This window comes from Sphingomonas sp. PP-CE-1A-559 (assembly GCF_004340965.1).
GTDB lineage: Bacteria > Pseudomonadota > Alphaproteobacteria > Sphingomonadales > Sphingomonadaceae > Sphingomonas.
Genome location: NZ_SLYA01000001.1, coordinates 1062693 through 1081053, shown reverse-complemented (window position 1 = coordinate 1081053; position 18361 = coordinate 1062693). Strand labels below are relative to the sequence as shown.

The 18361-nt window shown below is 66.0% G+C and carries 15 protein-coding genes; 7 read left to right on the top strand and 8 right to left on the bottom strand.

Annotated features, from left to right (window positions below; translation table 11 throughout):
• Nucleotides 1-12 precede the first annotated feature (12 nt).
• Entirely contained in the window at nucleotides 13-2532 is a 2520-nt protein-coding gene (locus C8J42_RS04920; RefSeq protein WP_133019081.1) for a TonB-dependent receptor, read from the top strand.
• Between the two features lie 63 nt (nucleotides 2533-2595).
• On the opposite strand, the gene C8J42_RS04915 is transcribed toward C8J42_RS04920, so the two are convergent.
• The 3 genes from C8J42_RS04915 to C8J42_RS04905 all read right to left on the bottom strand — a co-directional run bounded on the left by C8J42_RS04915 (nucleotide 2596) and on the right by C8J42_RS04905 (nucleotide 5906).
• Nucleotides 2596-3936 carry an ATP-binding protein gene (locus C8J42_RS04915; protein ID WP_133019080.1) on the bottom strand — a complete coding sequence of 447 codons (1341 nt, stop codon included), beginning with the start codon at nucleotides 3934-3936 and terminating at the stop codon, nucleotides 2596-2598.
• On the bottom strand, nucleotides 3933-4613 hold the full coding sequence (locus tag C8J42_RS04910) for a response regulator transcription factor (RefSeq protein ID WP_207897061.1): 681 nt from the start codon (nucleotides 4611-4613) through the stop codon (nucleotides 3933-3935). The genes C8J42_RS04915 and C8J42_RS04910 overlap by 4 nt, the downstream gene beginning before the upstream one ends.
• A gap of 318 nt (nucleotides 4614-4931) precedes the next feature.
• Entirely contained in the window at nucleotides 4932-5906 is a 975-nt protein-coding gene (locus C8J42_RS04905; RefSeq protein ID WP_133019079.1) for a quinone oxidoreductase, read from the bottom strand.
• Between the two features lie 106 nt (nucleotides 5907-6012).
• Here C8J42_RS04905 and C8J42_RS04900 point away from each other — a divergent pair, with 106 nt between their 5' ends.
• Nucleotides 6013-7473, top strand: a complete 1461-nt coding sequence (locus C8J42_RS04900; RefSeq protein WP_133019078.1) for an aldehyde dehydrogenase family protein — start codon at nucleotides 6013-6015, stop codon at nucleotides 7471-7473.
• A gap of 33 nt (nucleotides 7474-7506) precedes the next feature.
• Here the strand turns inward: C8J42_RS04900 and metH are convergent, their stop codons facing one another.
• From metH to C8J42_RS04880, 4 genes are all read right to left on the bottom strand, one after another.
• Nucleotides 7507-10293: a methionine synthase gene (gene metH / locus C8J42_RS04895; protein ID WP_279388716.1), complete on the bottom strand. Its 2787-nt coding sequence runs from the start codon at nucleotides 10291-10293 to the stop codon at nucleotides 7507-7509.
• Between the two features lie 37 nt (nucleotides 10294-10330).
• Entirely contained in the window at nucleotides 10331-11389 is a 1059-nt protein-coding gene (locus C8J42_RS04890) for a homocysteine S-methyltransferase family protein (RefSeq protein WP_133019076.1), read from the bottom strand.
• A 115-nt stretch (nucleotides 11390-11504) separates the two neighbouring features.
• Entirely contained in the window at nucleotides 11505-12449 is a 945-nt protein-coding gene (gene metF / locus C8J42_RS04885) for a methylenetetrahydrofolate reductase (protein WP_133019075.1), read from the bottom strand.
• Nucleotides 12446-13399 carry a metalloregulator ArsR/SmtB family transcription factor gene (locus C8J42_RS04880; protein WP_133019074.1) on the bottom strand — a complete coding sequence of 318 codons (954 nt, stop codon included), beginning with the start codon at nucleotides 13397-13399 and terminating at the stop codon, nucleotides 12446-12448. The genes metF and C8J42_RS04880 overlap by 4 nt, the downstream gene beginning before the upstream one ends.
• 193 nt (nucleotides 13400-13592) lie before the next feature.
• Between C8J42_RS04880 and C8J42_RS04875 the strand changes: the two genes are divergently transcribed.
• The 3 genes from C8J42_RS04875 to C8J42_RS04865 all read left to right on the top strand — a co-directional run bounded on the left by C8J42_RS04875 (nucleotide 13593) and on the right by C8J42_RS04865 (nucleotide 15224).
• On the top strand, nucleotides 13593-13964 hold the full coding sequence (locus C8J42_RS04875; RefSeq protein WP_133019073.1) for a hypothetical protein: 372 nt from the start codon (nucleotides 13593-13595) through the stop codon (nucleotides 13962-13964).
• Nucleotides 13965-14028: 64 nt separating this feature from the next.
• Entirely contained in the window at nucleotides 14029-14280 is a 252-nt protein-coding gene (locus C8J42_RS04870) for a hypothetical protein (protein ID WP_243644087.1), read from the top strand.
• Entirely contained in the window at nucleotides 14277-15224 is a 948-nt protein-coding gene (locus tag C8J42_RS04865) for an aldo/keto reductase (protein WP_133019072.1), read from the top strand. The genes C8J42_RS04870 and C8J42_RS04865 overlap by 4 nt, the downstream gene beginning before the upstream one ends.
• Nucleotides 15225-15372: 148 nt before the next feature.
• On the opposite strand, the gene C8J42_RS04860 is transcribed toward C8J42_RS04865, so the two are convergent.
• Nucleotides 15373-16755, bottom strand: coding sequence for a short-chain fatty acyl-CoA regulator family protein (locus C8J42_RS04860; RefSeq protein WP_107963643.1), 1383 nt, complete (start codon nucleotides 16753-16755; stop codon nucleotides 15373-15375).
• 191 nt (nucleotides 16756-16946) lie between these two features.
• Between C8J42_RS04860 and C8J42_RS20025 the strand changes: the two genes are divergently transcribed.
• Together C8J42_RS20025 and C8J42_RS04855 are read left to right on the top strand one after the other, a co-directional pair.
• Nucleotides 16947-17111, top strand: coding sequence for a hypothetical protein (locus C8J42_RS20025; RefSeq protein ID WP_164913371.1), 165 nt, complete (start codon nucleotides 16947-16949; stop codon nucleotides 17109-17111).
• A gap of 256 nt (nucleotides 17112-17367) precedes the next feature.
• The gene (locus C8J42_RS04855) at nucleotides 17368-18354 is read left to right on the top strand and encodes a cation diffusion facilitator family transporter (protein ID WP_133019071.1); all 987 of its coding nucleotides are present in this window, start codon (nucleotides 17368-17370) and stop codon (nucleotides 18352-18354) included.
• Nucleotides 18355-18361: the final 7 nt, after the last annotated feature.

Genomic DNA, 18361 nt, shown 5'->3' with positions numbered 1-18361 from the left:
GGGAAACTCTCGATGTTGAATTCAGCAAGCCTGCGCTTGCGGCTGCTGGCCGGCGCCGCCCTGACGGTCGCGATCGCGTCGCCAGTGTTCGCAGCCCCCGCGCCGACCGCCGCCAAGGATACGGCGCCCGCTGCCGCTGCCGCAGACCCCGTGATCGATCCGGCCCCCGCCACTGCGGAACCCGCCGACCAGACCGGTCTTGGCGAGATCGTCGTCACCGCGACCAAGCGAGAGACGAACCTTCAGAAAACGCCGATCGCGATCAACGTCCTGAGCAGCCAGGCGCTGACCGACCGCCACGTCCAGAGCCTGTACGATCTCGCCGACGGCGCAGTGCCGTCGTTGCGCGTCGCGACGTTCGAGGCGCGCCAGTCCGCGCTGACGATCGGTATCCGCGGCATCGTTCCGCTCGACGCCAACCAGCCCGCACGTGAGCAGGGCGTCGGCGTCTACATCGACGGTGTCTATCTCGGTCGCCAGCACGGCCTGAACGCCGCGCTGTTCGACGTCGACCGGATCGAAGTGCTCAAGGGCCCGCAGGGCACGCTATTCGGTCGCAACACCGAAGGCGGCGCGCTCAGCATCGTCACCAAGGGCCCGAGCGGCAAATGGGGCGGCAGCGCGACCGGGGGGATCGCCAACTATGGCAGCTATAACGGTACGCTGCATGTCGACCTGCCCGAAACGTACGGCGTATCGCTGAAGCTCGACGGCGTCATCCAGCATCAGGACGCGACCACCAAGAACCCGCTCGCAGACCAAACCGGCTTCAATTATTATCATCGCCGCGGCTTCAAGGCGACCGCACGTGTCCGCCCGATCTCGGGCATGACCGCCGATTTCAGCTACGATAACGGCTACGACTCGAACAGCCCGTTCTACAGCCAGTTGCTCAACGTGAACCCGAACGGGTGCAAGGCCGGTGCGCAATCCGCCTCGCCCGCCTGCTCGCTGCCCGGAACCAACTACACGACGCTGACCGGCAGCGTGAAGCCGCTCCCGAGCCAGGTCGTCGTCAATGGCGACAGCCGGATGAAGGTCGCCGACATCGGCGTGCCGCAGCAACCAAGCATCGACAAGACGCACGGCTTCACCTCGAACATCCGCTGGGATGTCGCGCCCGAGATCGAACTCCGCTCGATCACCGCGTGGCGCGGCGTGAACGCGACCCAGTATGACAACAGCGGCGGCTATCACCGCGTCCCCGTCGTTGCCGCTGGCTGCGTCGGCAGTGCGTGCAACTTCAGCCGCTACAGCCTCGCCGACCTGCATCAGAACCAGTTCAGCCAGGAATTCCAGGCGGTAGGTACGGTCGGCCAGTTCGATTACGTCGCCGGGCTGTATTACTTCAACGAGCACATCAGCGACGACGCGGCGACGCCGAACTCGCTGGCGTTCAATTCGGCGCTGACGACTATCTCGGTGCTCGATCCCTGCACCGGGTCGGGCGGGTTCGGCTCGCTCGTGGGATGCCGCTCGATCGATCGTGCTTCGGAAGTGCATTCGAAGAGCTATGCGGGCTACGGCCAGGTCACCTGGAACGCGACCGACCGCGTTCACCTGACCGCCGGTGGCCGCTACACGCGCGACGAGAAGCAGGGCGTGCTGCATTTCTCGCGTAACCTGAACTACGACACGGCGACCCAGGCCCAGCTGACCGCGGCCGGCTATGCGCCGCTCGACGCCACCTGGAACCGCTTCAATCCGATGGCGACGCTCGCCTATGACGCCAGTGACTCGGTCCACGTCTATGCCAAGTACGCGACCGGCTACCGTGCCGGCGGTGCCAGCTCGCGGACGTCCAACTACCAGACGTTCAACCCCGAGGACGTGAAGTCGTACGAGATCGGTGCGAAGACCGATTTCTGGAACCACCGTGCCCGCCTGAACCTTGCCGGCTACATCATGGACCGCAAGAACAGCCAGGTCGACATCAGCTCGATCCAGACGACCGCGTCGGGCAGCTTCAACAACCTCGTGACGATCAATGCGCCCGGCATTACCAAGATCCGCGGGATCGAGGCCGACCTGACCGTGCAGCCGGTCGACGGCCTGACGCTGACCGCGGGCTATGCCTATACCTACACGAAGATCCCGCCGGTGCTGATCGCGTCGACCGGCGTGTACCAGAACTTCTACATCGTGTTCACGCCGCGCAATGCCGCCAACGGATCGGTCGACTACACGATGCCGGTCGGCGATATGGACCTGAAGTTCCACCTCGACGGCAACTACTCGCAGGCCACACAAACCTTCGATCAGTTCGCGACCAAGAACGACCCCGCGTTCATCGCCAACGCGCGTCTCGCCTTGGCGAACATTCACGTCGGCGGCAGCAACGCGGTGACGATCTCGGCCTGGGTCCGCAACCTGTTCGACAAGCAATACGTGTTCCGCCGCGACCCGTCGAACAGCCTGCCGGGCGCTCCGACGACCAACCTCACATCTGGCAGCGTCAACAACGTGCTGGGCGACTACGGCAATTTCAACGCGCCTCGCACCTACGGCATGGAAGCTTCGGTCAAGTTCTGATCGCGGTGACCGTGTAGAAAGACGAACCCGGACCGGCGTCGAGCCTGTCCGGGTTTCGTCGTTTCAGCCCCCAGGTAGGGCAATGACGACGCGCAGTCCGGGGGCGGCGTCTTCGAGCAGGATAGTGCCGCGGTGAAGCCGGACTATCGCCTGGATCAGGGGCAGGCCGAGACCATGCCCTTCGTCGTGGCGGCTGGCGTCGAGCCGCCCGAACCGCCGCAACGCCAGCTTGCGCTGATTCTCCGGAATGCCGGGGCCGGTATCGGTCACCGTGAGCGTGGCAGTCTTGCCGGTAGTCGTGACGCCGATCTCGATGAGGGTGCCGGGTGGGGTGTGGCGGAGCGCGTTCTCGATGAGGTTCACGAGCATCTGGCCGAGCAGTTGGCGATCGCCGACGATCTCGGCCACGGGCGATGTTTTCAGCGTCAGCGTCCGGTCGCCATCGGCGACTACCGGCTGCATCATCGTCGCGATCTCTTCGGCCAGCGCCGCCAGATCAAGCGCCGCGAACGCCGCGCGCCGATCGCCGCCTTCGATCTCGGCGATCCGCAGCATCGCCGCGAACATCTCGAGCAGTTCGTCGCTCATCGCGATCGCGGTTTCCAGATCATCGCGCTGGCTGTCCGTCTGGGCCCGACGCAACGCCAGTGCCAACTGGCTGCGCAAGCGTGCCAAGGGCGTGCGAAGATCGTGCGCGATATCGTTGGAGACGTTGCTGATACCGACCATCAACTCCGCAATACGGTCGAGCATGCGGTTGAAGGCCATCGCCTGATGCGCGAACTCGCCGCCCGATCGATCGACCGGTACGCGTCGCGACATGTCACCGTCGATGATCGCGTCGACCGTCCGCCGGGTCTCGCCGATACGCCGCCCGATCGTGATGACGAAGAACAGCAGGCCACCGATGACGACCAGCAGGATCGATCCGAAGCCGATGAGGTAGATCCGGACACGTGCCGCATTATAGTCGTCGAACGGTTCGGTCTCGGCGATCGTCACCAGCGTCATGCCGTGCCCGACATCGCGGACCAGCGCACGCCCGGCGGACAGTCCCGCGATCTGGTCCTTCAGCGCGACCGTCGAGAAGCCCATCGGCAGGCGGCGCGGCAAGGCGATGTTGCCGCCGAGCCTGCGACCGGTCGCGTCGAGCAGGAGGAAGCCGATATCGCCGGTATCACGCTCGCGGGTCGCGGCGTTGATCCGCCGGACGAGTTCTTCGGGGCTGCGGTCGCCGGAAATGCCGGCGGCGGCATCGCTCACGACCAGGATACGGCGATCGACCAGTCGCTCGATCGTGCCTTGCGTCGCGGTGTAGATCGCGAACCCGGTGCCGAGCGTCGCGACGAGGAACGCGATCAGGAACGCCAGCGTCAACGCGCGCAGCGATCGGAGGCGCGTCATCCGCGCAGCATGTATCCGACGCCGCGCACCGTGCGGATGGGATCGTCGCCGCCCGCCGCGGTCAGTTTCACGCGCAGGTGGCGGACATAGACGTCGACGATGTTGGTGGTCGGTGCGAAGTCGTACCCCCAGACCCGCTCGACCAGCATCGCGCGCGTCAGTACCGCATCGGCATTGGCGACGAACTCGGCGAGCAGCTTGAACTCCAGCTTGCCGAGATCGAGCGCGATGCCGTCGCGCCACGCGCGGAACTTGGTCGGGCTGACGACGATATCGCCGGCGTGGATCGTGTCGCCCGCACTACCGGTCCAGCCGCGCCCGCGCATCAAGGCAAGCAGGCGTGCGTTCAGTTCGACCGCGGCGATCGGCTTGACCACATAGTCGTCCGCGCCCGCCTCCAGCCCCTCGACCTTCTCGACCGAGCGGCCGAGCGCGCTGAGCATGATGACCGGCATCGTGATGTTCGCGCTCCGCAGCCGCTCCAGCACGGAGATGCCGTCGATCTTCGGGAGCATCCGATCGAGGATCACCGCGTCGAACGCCTGGCTATCCACCGCGGCGAGTGCGTCTCGGCCATCCGGCGCCACGGTCACCGCGTGATCGAACCCGCGCAGCTCCTCGGCCATCGCCTGCGCGAACACGGCATCGTCCTCGACCAGCAGAATGTTCAGGCTCATCACGGTCTCACTCGGGCAAGCATCTGTCCTATCGTGGATCGTCGCGCGTACAAGCGTCTTGCGGCGTCGGCCTGAGGCTACAACGCCGTCCGTCGCCTAGCGGAAGCGTTGTATTGATTCACGCGAAGGCGCGAAGAGACGAGAAGAATGGGTTCACGCGGAGACGCGGAGACGCGGAGAGTTCTCCGGGACCAACGGTCCCCTTCATCATCGCCGCAAGATGATGAACGAGACGCCCGTACCGCCCGCAACACCTCCGCGTCTCCGCGTCTCCGCGCGAACAAATCTTCTTTGCGCCTTCGCGTACGCGCCCACCAGTTACGGCAGCAGGATCGTGCTCCCCGAAGTCTCACCCGCCTCGATCGCGCGATGGGCGGCGGCAGCCTCTTCGAGCGGAAAGGTCCGGCCGATCTCCGGCGTGACCGCGCCGTTGTCGAGCATTGCGAACAGGCGGGCGATGCCGGCCTGCCTTTCCTCCGGCGTGACGTAGTAATCGAACAGCGTCGGCCGCGTCACGAACAGCGAGCCCTTCCGCGCAAGGACGCCGATGTTGACGCCGTCGACCACGCCGCCCGCATTGCCGTAGCTGACGATCAGCCCCCGCCTGGCCGCGCTATCCAGCGACGCGTCCCACGTCGCACGACCAACACCGTCGAGGACCACAGGCACCCCCTTCCCATCCGTGATCTCGCGAACTCGCGCGGCGATGTCCTCGGACTTGTGGAGGATGACGTGATCGGCACCGGCTTTCCGCGTCCGTGCCGCCTTGTCCTCGCTGCCGACGCTGGCGATGACGGTCGCGCCGATCGCTTTCAGCCAGCCGACGAGGATGTGGCCTACCCCACCCGCCGCCGCGTGGACGAGCACGGTCTGGCCCGCCTGCACCTTGGCGCAGCGCTCGACCAGGAATTCGGCGGTGGCGCCCTTGAGCAGGATCGCCGCGGCGGTCTGGTCGTCGAGCGTGTCGGGGAGCTTGAACAACTGGCTCGCGGACACGTTGCGCTCGGTTGCATAGGCCCCGCGCGAAGGGCCGAAGGTGCCGACCCGGTCGCCGGGCGCAAACTCGGTCACACCTTCCCCGACCGCCATCACCACGCCCGCCGCCTCGCTGCCGAGCCCCGAGGGCATGTCGATCGGATACACGCCGCTGCGGTGGTAGGTGTCGATATAGTTCAGCCCGACCGCGGTGTTCCACATCCAGACCTCGCCCTTGCCCGGCGGCGGCAGTTCGACGTCGCGCCACTGGATGACCTCGGGGCCGCCGGTCTTCTCGATGAATGCCACTCTCGCCATGCCGGCCTCCTGATGAATTTCCCGGTCAACCTACGGCATGCGTTTCGGGTTGCAACCGATCTCCGGCGAGCCCATTCCTGCGCAAGACAAGATGCGGAGAGGCACGATGAAAAGCTATTTGCAGCAGTATATTGACGGCGCTTGGGTCGATAGTGAGGGCGGCACCGTCTATCAGGTGATCGACCCGTCGACCGAGCAGCCGTGCACCGAGATCACGCTGGGCACCGCCGCCGATGTCGACAAGGCCGTGGCTGCGGCCCGCGCCGCGTTCGAAAGCTGGAGCCAGACCAGCGTCCAGGAGCGCCTCGACGTGCTCGGCCGCATCATGACCGAGTACAAGGCGCGGATGCCCGATCTGGCAAAGGCGATGTCGCAGGAGATGGGCGCGCCGATGGCGCTCGCCTCGATGGCGCAGGCGCCCACCGGACTCGCGCATTTCTCCGCGACCGCGAAGGCGCTGGCGGCGTTCGAGTTCTCCGAAACGATCGGCAAGGCGACCGTGGTGCACGAGCCGCTCGGCGTCGTGGCGATGATCACGCCGTGGAACTGGCCGCTGAATCAGATCTGCGCGAAGGTCGCCCCTGCACTTGCTGCCGGCGACACGATGATCCTGAAGCCGTCCGAGGAAGCGCCCTCGTGCGCGGTGATCCTGGCGGAGATCATGGATGCGGCAGGCGTGCCGGCGGGGGTGTTCAACCTGATCAACGGTGACGGTCCAGGCGTGGGCGCAGCATTGTGCGCGCATCGCCACGTCGACATGGTGAGCTTCACTGGCTCGACACGGGCCGGAATTGCGGTGGCTTTGGCGGCAGCACCGACCGTGAAGCGGGTGCATCAGGAGCTTGGCGGCAAGGCAGCGAACCTTGTGCTCGAAGGCTCCGATCTAGCCGCCGTGCTGCCGCCGACGGTGGCCGGCGTGCTGGCCAATTCGGGGCAGAGCTGCATCGCACCTACCCGCCTGCTAGTCCACGCGAGCCAGGTCACCGAGGCTACCGAGATCGTGAAATCGATGATGGAACAGACCAAGGTCGGCGATCCCGCCGAGATGGGCCAGCACATCGGCCCGGTCGTCAACAAGGCGCAGTTCGACAAGATCCAGGGGCTGATCCAGTCGGCGATCGACGAAGGCGCCACGCTGGTGACCGGCGGCGTCGGGCGTCCGGACGGGCGTAATGCGGGGTATTACATCCAGCCGACGCTGTTCACCGACGTGCGTCCGGACATGCGGATCGCGCAGGAAGAGACATTCGGACCGGTTGCGACGATCACGTCGTATACCGATCAGGACGAGGGGATCCGTATTGCCAACGCGACCGAATACGGGCTGTCGGCGACGATCTCGGGTGATCCGGCAGCGGCTGCCAAGGTCGCACCGAAGTTGCGCGCGGGGCTGGTGACGATCAACTCGTGGAGCCCGGACATCGGCGCGCCGTTCGGCGGCTACAAGCAGTCGGGCAATGGTCGCGAGAACGGGCGCTATGGCCTGACCGACTTCATGGAGGTGAAGACGATCACCGGCCTGCCGGGTGACGTGCGCCAGGGAAAGCCGGCCGAAGCGGGGGCGTAACCTCCAAGGCCCTTTCCCGTCGGGGAAGGGCCTTCAATCCAGGTTAGGCCGAAGCCAGCGTTCGGCGGTCTTCAGGTCGGCGCCACGTCGTGCCGCATAATCCTCGAGCTGGTCTCGGCCAACACGGGCCACGCCGAAATACTCTGCCTGCGGGTGGCCGAAATAGAACCCTGAGACCGCCGCGGTTGGGAACATCGCGAAGCTCTCGGTCAGCTCCAGCCCGGTCGCGGTCGGCGCGTCGAGCAGGTCGAACAGGATCGGCTTGAGGCTGTGGTCCGGGCACGCGGGGTAACCCGGCGCCGGGCGGATCCCGCGATATTGCTCCTTGATCATCGCCTCGTTGGTAAGCTGCTCGTCGGGCGCATACCCCCACAGATCGGTGCGGACGTGCTTGTGGAGACGTTCGGCGAAGGCTTCGGCGAAGCGGTCGGCGAGCGCCTTCAGCAGGATGTCGTTGTAGTCGTCGTTGTCCGCCTTGAAGCGGGCGATGTGCGGGTCGATCCCGTGGATGCCGATCGCGAAGCCGCCGAACCAGTCGTCCTGCGTGTCGACGAAATCGGCAAGACACATGTTCGCGCGGCCCTCGCGCTTGGCGATCTGCTGGCGCAGCATGGGGAGACGGACCTCGTCTTCTGCCCCCTTTCCGCTTGCGGGAAGGGTCGGGGAAGGGCCTTCTTGTGCGGCACGCCCCTCCCCTGACCCCTCCCGCAAGCGGGAGGGGAAAAGAACCACGTCATCGCCCTCGCGGCGCGCCGGCCACAACCCAGCCACCCCACGCGGGGTCAGCCATTTCTCCGCGACGATCGTGTCGAGCATCGCCTGCGCATCCGCATACAGCGAACTCGCACTCTCCCCGACGACCTTGTCGGTCAGGATCGCCGGGAAGTTCCCCGCCAACTCCCACGCGCGGAAGAACGGCGTCCAGTCGATATAGTCGCGCAGATCCGACAGGTCCCAATCCGAAAACACATGCACGCCAGGCTTTACAGGCGCAGGCGGCTTCATCGCGAAGTCCGCCACGAACCCGCGCGCGCGCGCCGTCTCCAGCGGGAGCAACTCGCTCTGCCCCTTGTTCGCGCGCGAGATCCGCACCGCCTCGTATTCGTCCGCGGTCTTCGTCACGAACTCGTCGCGGATCGTGTCCGACACCAAGGTCGACGCGACACCCACCGCACGGCTCGCATCGAGCACATGCACCACTGGGCCGTCATACGCGGGCGCAATCCTGAGGGCCGTATGCACCTTGGACGTCGTCGCGCCGCCGATCAGCAGCGGCATCGTCATGCCTGCCCGCTTCATCTCCTCGGCCACCGTCACCATTTCGTCGAGGCTCGGCGTGATCAGCCCCGAAAGCCCGATCATGTCCGCATCGTTCTCGTTCGCAGACTCCAGGATCTTCGACCAGGGCACCATGACACCGAGATCGACCACATCGAAGCCGTTGCACTGGAGTACCACGCCGACGATGTTCTTGCCGATATCGTGCACGTCGCCCTTGACGGTCGCCATGATGATCTTGCCCTTGCCGCGCGCGCCGGGCTCCTTGGCCGCCTCGATATACGGCAGCAAATGCGCGACCGCCTTCTTCATCACGCGCGCCGACTTCACGACCTGCGGCAGGAACATCTTGCCCGATCCGAACAGGTCGCCGACGACGTTCATGCCGTCCATCAGCGGGCCTTCGATCACCTCGATCGGACGCCCGCCATTGCCCGCGATGATCAGCCGCGCTTCCTCGGTATCCTCGACGACGTGCAGGTCGATGCCCTTGACCAGCGCATATTCGAGCCGCTTGTTGACGCCCAGCGAGCGCCATTCCGCCGCCGCCTTCTCCGCGACCACGTCGGTGCCGCGATAGCGTTCGGCCAGCGCGACCAGCCTGTCGCCAGCCTCGGGATCGGTGTTGAGCACGACGTCCTCGACCGCCTGGCGCAGTTCGGGATCGATGTCGTCGTAGATGTCGAGCTGGCCGGCGTTGACGATCGCCATGTCCATGCCCGCGGGGATCGCGTAGTACAGGAACACGCTGTGCATCGCCCGGCGCACGGGCTCGTTGCCGCGGAACGAGAAGCTGAAGTTCGACAGCCCGCCCGAGATATGGACATGCGGACAGCGCGCCTTGATCTCCTTGCACGCCTCGATGAAGTCGACGCCGTAGTTGTTGTGCTCCTCGATTCCCGTCGCGACCGCGAAGACGTTGGGATCGAAGATGATGTCCTCGGGCGGGAAGCCGATGCCGACGAGCAGCTTGTACGCGTGCTCGCAGATCTCGACCTTGCGCTCCTTGGTGTCCGCCTGCCCGACCTCGTCGAACGCCATCACGACGACGGCCGCACCGTACGCCATGCACTTGCGAGCCTGCGCCAGGAACTGCTCTTCGCCCTCCTTCATGCTGATCGAATTGACGATCGGCTTGCCGCTGACGCACTTCAGCCCGGCCTCGATCACGCTCCATTTCGAGCTGTCGACCATGAACGGGATGCGCGCGATATCGGGTTCCGCGGCGATCAGTTTCAGGAACGTCGTCATCGCGTGGTGCGCGTCGAGCAGCCCCTCGTCCATGTTGACGTCAAGCACCTGCGCGCCGCTCTCGACCTGCTGGCGCGCAACCTCGACCGCGGCAGGGTAGTCGCCCGCCATGATCAGCTTCTTGAAACGCGCCGAACCGGTGACGTTGGTGCGCTCGCCGATGTTGACGAAAGAGGTGGAGGTGGAGGTGGTCGTGGTCATCGGTTCGCTTCTTCTAGCCCCCTCTCCCCTCCGGGGAGAGGGTTGGGGTGAGGGGTAGTTCCGGGCGGTAGCGCTCGTGGCGCCCCTCACCCCGGCCCCCTCCCCGACGGGGAGAGGGAGCGGTGGCCTAAGCGGCCATCGTGAACGGTTCGAGGCCGGCGAGCTTGGTCCGCACTTCAGGCCGAACCACAGCCCGCGGCTCGAGTCCGCGGACACCGTCGGCCATCGCCTTGATATGCGCCGGCGTCGACCCGCAGCACCCGCCGAGCACGTTGACCTGCTTGGCCACCGCCCACTCGCCGACCAGCCCCGCCGTCGTCTCGGGCTGCTCGTCATACTCGCCGAGTTCGTTAGGGAGCCCCGCGTTCGGGTAGACCATGATCAGGGTGTCCGCGATCGCCGACAGCGTCTTCACGTGCGGCCGCAGCTGCTCCGCCCCGAACGAACAGTTCAGCCCAATCGTAATCGGCTTGGCATGCCGCACCGCATGCCAGAACGCCTCGACCGTATGCCCCGACAGATTGCGCCCCGAGAGATCGGTCAACGTCATCGACATCATGATCGGCACGTCGCGGCCAAGCGCGTCGCCCGCCTCGATCGCCGCCATTATGCCGGCCTTGGCGTTGAGCGTGTCGAACACCGTCTCGATCAGGATGAAGTCGACGCCGACCCCCTCGCCGCCTTCGAGTAGCGCATCGATCTGCTCGCGGTAGACGCCTTTCAGATAATCGAAGTCGATCTCGCGATAGCCGGGATCGTTGACGTCGGGCGACAGCGACAGCGTCTTGTTGGTCGGCCCGATTGCGCCGGCGACAAAGCGCGGACGACCGTCCCTCGCCTCGTACTCGGTGGCGAGCGCGCGGGCGATGCGGGCGGACTCGACGTTGATCTCGCGCACCAGATGCTCGGCGCCATAATCGGCTTGGCTAATCACGTTCGCGCTGAACGTGTTGGTCGAGACGATGTCCGACCCCGCCTCGAGATATTCGCGCGTGATCGTCTCGGGCACGTCCGGCTTGGTGATCGCCAGGATGTCGTTGTTGCCCTTCTGGTCGTGCGACAAGCCGAGCGACCCCGCGTAAGCCGCCTCGTCGAGCTTCCAGTTCTGGATCTCGGTGCCGAACGCGCCGTCGGTGATCAGGATGCGCTTGGCGGCTTCCGCGTTGAAACGTTCACGTGGTGTCATCGTCGATCTCCTCCCCTCCCGCTGGCGGGAGGGGTCGGGGGAGGGAAGTGCCGCAAACGAGACGGTCGGGTTGGGCCAGCCCCTCCCCTACCCCCTCCCGCAGGCGGGAGGGGAATTACGCCGCGGCGACCTTTTCGCTCGGCTTCGCGCGAACACCGAGCATGTGGCAGATCGCGTAGGCCAGTTCGGCGCGGTTGAGCGTGTAGAAGTGGAAGTCCTTCACGCCGCCCGCGTACAGCCGCCGGCACATCTCGGCTGCGATCGTTGCCGCGACGAGTTGCCGCGCCGAGGGATGATCGTCGAGCCCCTCGAACAGCCGGTCCATCCACGCCGGGATCTCCGCGCCGCAGAGCCCCGCGAATTTCCGCGTCTGCGCGACGTTCGATACCGGCAGGATCCCTGGCAAGATCTGCGCGGTGATCCCCGCCGCCGCAACCCGGTCGCGAAACCGGAAATACGCCTCGGGCGAGAAGAAGAACTGCGTGATCGCACGGGTCGCACCGGCATCGATCTTGCGCTTCAGATTGTCGATATCCGCGTCATGCCCACCCGATTCCGGATGGCACTCGGGATACGCCGCGACCGAGATCTCGAACGGGTGAAGTTTCCGCAAGCCAGCGACCAGAGCCGCCGCGTTCTCATACCCGCCCGGATGCGCCTGATACGGCTGGCCCAGCGTCGGCATGTCACCACGCAACGCGACGATGTGGCGCACGCCCGCTGCCCAATATTCCTCGGCGACCTGGTCGATCTCGGCCTTGGTCGCCTCGACGCAAGTCAGGTGCGCGGCGGCGTTCATCGACGTCTCGCGCTGGATCCGCGCCACCGTTGCATGAGTCCGCTCGCGCGTGGAGCCGCCGGCGCCGTACGTCACCGACACGAAATCAGGCGCTAGCGGCTCCAGCGTGCGGATCGCCTCCCAGAGCTGCGCGTCCATCTTCTCGCTCTTCGGCGGGAAGAACTCGAAGCTGATGCCGACATCGCCCGCGAGATCCGCGAACAGCGGTTCTTCAAGCGCGCGGCGCGCTTCGGCCAGTTGGGGGATCGAAATGTTCGTCATGCCGCCTTCACCTCACGCAAGCTCGTGCCAATCTTCCGGCCGAGCCATAATTTCACCGTCAACTCGCCGCCCTCGAGCGTCTCGATGCGCGCCGTCTGCAAGCCAGCAGCCTCGAACCACGCCGCCATCTGCTCGTCCGCGAACCCGAGACGCGTATGCGCATCGCGCAACCGCAGTTCCTCGCGGTCGTGGCTGGCGAAGTCGGCGATCAGCAACCGCCCGCCGGGAGCGAGCACGCGCGCCGCTTCGCTCACCGCAGCCCCCGGCTGCTGCGCAAAATGGAGCACGTGATGCAGGATCGCGACATCCGCTGCGGCATCCGCCATCGGCAACGCGTACAGATCGGCCTGCCGCAGTTCGGCGTGCGTCATATCATGCAGCTTGGCACGCGCGAGCCGCAGCATCTCGGAACTGCGATCGATCCCTAGCGCGACCGTAGCCCGCCCGCCGAACAGTTCGAGCATCCGCCCCGTGCCCGTACCGATATCGATCAGCGTGCCGACCGACGCATCGCCGAGCACGGCCGCCATCGCCGCCTCGACCTCGCTGTCGGCGACATGCAGCGACCGGATCGCGTCCCATTCGTCGGCATGCCCCTCGAACCACGCCGCGGCACTCGCCGCCCGGTCCGCGCGCACCGCCGCAAGCCGTGCCGCATCCGCGACCGCCCAGTGATCCGGCTCGGCCTTCGCCCAGACATCGAGTGCGCCTGCAACCGGCTCGACCACGTCCGGAGATCCTAGCGCAACGAACACCCAGCTGCCTTCCTTGCGCCGCTCGGCAAGCCCGGCATCGCACAGGATTTTCACATGGCGCGAGACACGCGGCTGACTCTGACCGAGCACCTGCGCAAGCTCGCCGACCGACAGCTCCATCCGCCGCAGCAGCGCAAGGATCCGCAACCGGGTCGCGTCCGCCAGAGCACGGAAGATTTCGAGCGCCATCGTCATGCGACGAGATATAAAGAATTCTTTATATGAGGTCAACGCGGGCGTGTGCGTCTCGAACATTACCGATCGGCACCCGCGACTTATCGCATCGCGGCCGATCGTGACGGATCGGAAACGCTTCGTCCGCGTTCGATTGCGCTATGGGCTGGGCATTCCCCGGTCCACAAGACGACATCCACGGGAGTAGATACCTATGAAGAAGTTCCTGATCCCAGCCCTGGCGCTCACCGCCGGCCTCGCAGCCTGCAGCAACAACGCGCAGGACCAGACCGCTCAGGCCGCCAACGCGATCGCCGCCGATGCGAGCGCGACCACCGCCAATGCCGTCGACGACGTCAGCGCCGCCAGCGACCGCGCGCTGGGTTCGGCCGAGCGTTCGCTCGACAATGCCGGTGCCAAGATCGACAACTCGACCGATCACCTCGACGCCAAGGCCGACCGCGCCGGTGACCGGATCGAAGCCGGTGCAGACCGTGCAGGCGCATCGATCAGCAACGGTGCAGACCGTGCGGCCGACGCCACCGGCAACGCGCTGACCCGCGCCGGCAACGCGATCAAGGACTAACGTCTGAATGGACCGCCGCCCGCCTCCCCTCGTCATCCCAGCAAACGCTGGGATCTCTCGGTTCGTGTCCCAGCGACCTGAGCGGAAAGATGCCAGCGTTCGCTGGCATGACGGGCTGGGTTTGGCGGCGGTCTTGTTCCCTGCTTTGCTCGCGGCCTGCTCGCCTGCGAGCGAACCCGGCGCAGTCACCGCCGACGAAGCGCACCAGTTGAACGAAGCCGCCGCGATGCTCGATGCGAACAGCGTCGACCTGAACGCGGTCGCCGCTCCTGAAGACACTGAAGCCCCCTCGAATCAAAGCGATCAGACCCGATGACCCTCCGCCGCCTCGGCTCGACCGATCTGAAGATTGCCCCGCTCGTTCTCGGCGGCAACGTGTTCGGCTGGACCGCCGACCGCGCCGCCAGCTTCGCCGTGCTCGATGCATTTGTCGCGGGCGGTGGCACGATGATCGACACCGCCGACGTCTATTCGGCTTGGGTCGACGGCCACACGGGCGGCGAGTCCGAGAGCATGATCGGCGAATGGCTGAAGGCGAGCGGCAAGCGCGACGATGTCCTGATCGCGACCAAGGTCGGCATGCTCCCCGGAGAAGGCGGCGAGAAGCTTGCCCCCGCGCGCATCGCCGCCGCCGCCGAAGCCTCGCTCAAGCGCCTCGGTACCGATCGCATCGACCTGTACTACGCGCACCAGGATGACGACTCCCAAACGCAGGAGGCTGTCCTCGAAGCATTCGGCAAGCTGGTCGATGCGGGGAAAGTCCGCGTGATCGGCGCCTCGAACTTCCACGCCGCCCGCCTGAAGTCCGCGGTCGAAGCCGCGAAGACGTCGGACCTGCCGCGCTATCACGTGCTCCAGCCCGAATATAACCTCGTCAGCCGCACCAAGTTCGAGGGTGAATTGCAGGATTACTGCGTCACCGAGAACATCGGTGTGCTGCCCTATTACGGGCTCGCCTCGGGCTTCCTCACCGGCAAGTACCGGACGAAGGACGATCTGGGCCAGAGCGTTCGCGGCGGTCGGATGGGCGAATTGCTCGAAGGTACCGGCAAGGCCGTACTCGATGCGATGGACTCGGTCGTCGAAGCCACCGGCGCGACGCATGCGCAGGTAGCGCTGGCATGGCTGATCGCGCAGCCGGGCGTCACCGCGCCGATTGCGAGCGCCACGAGCGTGAAGCAGATCGAAGACCTGCTGCCTGCGATGACGCTGGAACTGTCGAAAGACCAGTTGGACGCGCTGATGGTCGCGGGCGCCTGATCTTAATCCTCCCCCGTCAGGGGGAGGTGTCGCCGAAGGTGACGGAGGGGGAGGACAAGGGAACAGCGGTTTCGCCTCCCTCCCCGTCCGTCAGGCAAGCGCCTGCCACCTCCCCCTTGCGGGTGGGGATCGAGAGGGTGCCCCCCCCTCAGTCGCCCGCAAACGTCAGCGCGGACGTCCTTCGTTCGCGCTCGTTGATCAGCAGCGCCCGCCCGGCCGGCGCGACAGACCGTTGCGGGCAATCGTTGCGGAAACAGGCGCGGCAGCCGAGCCCGATCGGCATCGCCCTCCCCGCCAGATCGAAGCCGCTCGCCGCCGCCAGCACACCCGCCTGCGCCGCCGCGACGCCGAGACCGATGGCGAACTCGGCATGCACTGCGCCAAAGCGGCTGCCCTGCGGCGTCACGGTGCGCGCCATCGTCAGCCAGCGCGCGCCGTCCTCGAGTTCGACTAGCTGCACCATCAGGCTGCCCGGGCGGTCGAACGCATGATGCAGCCGCCACAGCGGACAGCGCCCGTCCGCCTCGACCAGCGCCGCACCGCTGGCGCCGGGATAGCGCTTCGACGCCTGCCCTGCGCGATCGATGCGGATCATGAAGAAGGGCAAGCCGCGCGCGCCGACCCGTTGCAACGTCGTCAGCCGGTGCGCGACCTGTTCGAAGCCCGCGCCGAACCGGCGTTGCAGCAGCTCGATGTCGTACCCCGTCGTCTCGCATCCACGGAGGAACCGCGCGTAGGGCATCATCAGCGCGGCGGCGAAATAGCCGAGGAGGTGACGGCGATAGAGCCTTTCCGCCGCGCGATCGGTGAACCCGGCGCCTTTCGCCAGCGCGTCGATCTCCGCCTTCGCCTCGATCTGGCCGAGCTGGAACGCGACCGCGAACGTGCGCGAGGCCGGGTCGAGCATCTCGCTTAACTGCAACTGGCGCGCGTGCAGGTCGAGGCGGCGCAACGTGTCGGGGAGCACGTCGGCGGGCAGTACGCGGATCGTCAGGCCGTGCTTCGCGCGCAACCGCTCGGCGATCGCGCCGTAGAGATCGCCGGCGCCGAGCCGCAATTCGTCGGCCAACGCTTCGGCCGCGGCGTCGAGGTCGGCGAAGTGATTGCGCCAACGCTCGATCTCGCGACGAACCAGCGTGACCGGATCGTCGCCCGCTTCGACCACCGCGCCGCCGCCGATCCGATCGAACACGCGGGCGAACGCCGCCGCGCCGCCGGGGGCACTGGCAAGCCATTCCTCGACTTCGTTGCGGTCGATCTCGAGATCGGCGAACATCGGATCGGCCAGCCGCCGCCGGATCGCATCCGCACCGCCGCCCGGTTCACCCGCCGCAAGCGACCGCGGATCGAAGTCGAAGCTCTCGGCGAGCTTGATCAGCAACGTCGCGGAGATCGGCCGCTGGTTGCGCTCGACGAGGTTGAGATAGCTCGGGCTGATCGCGAGCATGTCGGCCATCGCCGCCTGCGTCAGCCCTGCCCCGCGCCGCAACCGACGGATCGCATGCCCCGCCAGCAATTTCCGTTCCGCCATCGCAAACCCTCCTGTCACGATGTTTACAGAACGACACACGTTCCACAAGCTTGGCGGACACCACGACGTTGCTGCGGCTCTGGACGGACTTCCAACGTACCGACCTCGAACGCTATTGCCGGTGCATCGCCTCTCTCGGCCCCCGATCGGTGTAAAGAGAGAGACAAGACGATCATCGAAGGAGGCAAGCCATGCAGACGACTACCGAACAACCCCGCGCCCGCGCCGTCTTCTCGACCAACGATTTCGCGTTGATGAAGGAAGTGCTCGGAGAGATGATCAGCAAGACCTCTATCGACGACGAACGGCTGACGCGGATGAGTGCGCTGTACCACCGTCTCGGCCGGCTCGGCTAAACCGCTTTACCCAGTTTCCTGGGGAGGAAAGGATCCCGCCGGTGGCTCGTCCATCGGCGGGTATTCCTGTTTCTGCCGACTTCGCCTCTCCCTGAAAGGGAGGGGTTGGAGGTGGGTCGGCCCGCTCGTGTCGCACCGGGTCGAGAAATGCGGAAACCCACCCACCCCCAGCCCCTCCCTTTCAGGGAGGGGGGAAGAGAGATCTGCGTTAGATTCCGGACCTTTCCAACCCCGCCCCCTCGTGTAGGACGGCGCCATGGCCAAGACACTGACCGCTCGCATCAAGGACGACATCGTCCTCTACGGCGCCCTCGCCGCCAATCTCGGGATCGGCGTGGCGAAATTCGTCGCCGCCGGGATGACCGGATCGTCGTCGATGCTGACCGAGGGTTTCCACTCGGTGGTCGACAGCGGCAACCAGGTGTTGCTGCTCTACGGTCAGAAAAAGGCCAAGCGCCCCGCCGACGAAGCGCACCCGTTCGGCTATGGTCGCGAATTGTATTTCTGGGCGTTCGTCGTCGCGATCCTGATCTTCGCGATCGGCGCGGGCGTGTCGATCTTCGAGGGCTGGCGGCATATCCAGCAGCCCGAACCGCTCACCAGCCCGACCATCAACTACGTCGTCCTCGCAATCTCGTTCGCGCTCGAGGGCAGCAGCTGGACGATCGCGGTGCGGGAGTTCTCGAAGTCGAAGGGCGACATGGGCTGGTGGCAGGCGATCCACCGGTCGAAGGACCCGGCCGGCTTCATCGTGCTGTTCGAGGACTCCGCGGCGCTGGCTGGCCTCGTCATCGCCGGGATCGGCATCTGGGCGAGCCATGCGTTCAACGATCCGCGGATCGATGGCGCTGCATCGATCGCGATCGGCCTGATCCTCGCGCTGGTCGCAGTACTGCTCGCGCGGGAATCGAAGGGACTGCTGATCGGCGAGCGCGCCGACCCGGCGGTGATCGCGACGATCCGCAAGATCGTGTCCGCCCATCCCGCGATCGTCTCGGTCAACCACGTCCGCACGATCCACACCGCGCCCGAGAGCATCTTCGCCGCGATCAGCGCGGACTTCGACGATTCGGTGACGATGGGCGACGGCGAGACGATGATCGAGGCGATGGAGAGCGAATTGCGTGCCGCCATCCCGATGCTCTCCTCGATCTATATCCGTCCAGAGAAGCGCGAGAACGCGACGCTTGCCGCATCCGCTTCCCCTGCCCCGGCGACCGCACAAAATACCACGCAAATCTGATCTAAAT

Excerpts from the sequence above, each read along its gene's own strand:
- C8J42_RS04920 (WP_133019081.1), top strand. The coding sequence starts at position 13 with ATGTTGAATTCAGCAAGCCTGCGCTTGCGGCTGCTGGCCGGCGCCGCC.
- C8J42_RS04915 (WP_133019080.1), bottom strand. The coding sequence starts at position 3,936 with ATGACGCGCCTCCGATCGCTGCGCGCGTTGACGCTGGCGTTCCTGATC.
- C8J42_RS04910 (WP_207897061.1), bottom strand. The coding sequence starts at position 4,613 with ATGAGCCTGAACATTCTGCTGGTCGAGGACGATGCCGTGTTCGCGCAG.
- C8J42_RS04905 (WP_133019079.1), bottom strand. The coding sequence starts at position 5,906 with ATGGCGAGAGTGGCATTCATCGAGAAGACCGGCGGCCCCGAGGTCATC.
- C8J42_RS04900 (WP_133019078.1), top strand. The coding sequence starts at position 6,013 with ATGAAAAGCTATTTGCAGCAGTATATTGACGGCGCTTGGGTCGATAGT.
- C8J42_RS04890 (WP_133019076.1), bottom strand. The coding sequence starts at position 11,389 with ATGACACCACGTGAACGTTTCAACGCGGAAGCCGCCAAGCGCATCCTG.
- metF (WP_133019075.1), bottom strand. The coding sequence starts at position 12,449 with ATGACGAACATTTCGATCCCCCAACTGGCCGAAGCGCGCCGCGCGCTT.
- C8J42_RS04880 (WP_133019074.1), bottom strand. The coding sequence starts at position 13,399 with ATGACGATGGCGCTCGAAATCTTCCGTGCTCTGGCGGACGCGACCCGG.
- C8J42_RS04875 (WP_133019073.1), top strand. The coding sequence starts at position 13,593 with ATGAAGAAGTTCCTGATCCCAGCCCTGGCGCTCACCGCCGGCCTCGCA.
- C8J42_RS04865 (WP_133019072.1), top strand. The coding sequence starts at position 14,277 with ATGACCCTCCGCCGCCTCGGCTCGACCGATCTGAAGATTGCCCCGCTC.
- C8J42_RS04860 (WP_107963643.1), bottom strand. The coding sequence starts at position 16,755 with ATGGCGGAACGGAAATTGCTGGCGGGGCATGCGATCCGTCGGTTGCGG.
- C8J42_RS20025 (WP_164913371.1), top strand. The coding sequence starts at position 16,947 with ATGCAGACGACTACCGAACAACCCCGCGCCCGCGCCGTCTTCTCGACC.
- C8J42_RS04855 (WP_133019071.1), top strand. The coding sequence starts at position 17,368 with ATGGCCAAGACACTGACCGCTCGCATCAAGGACGACATCGTCCTCTAC.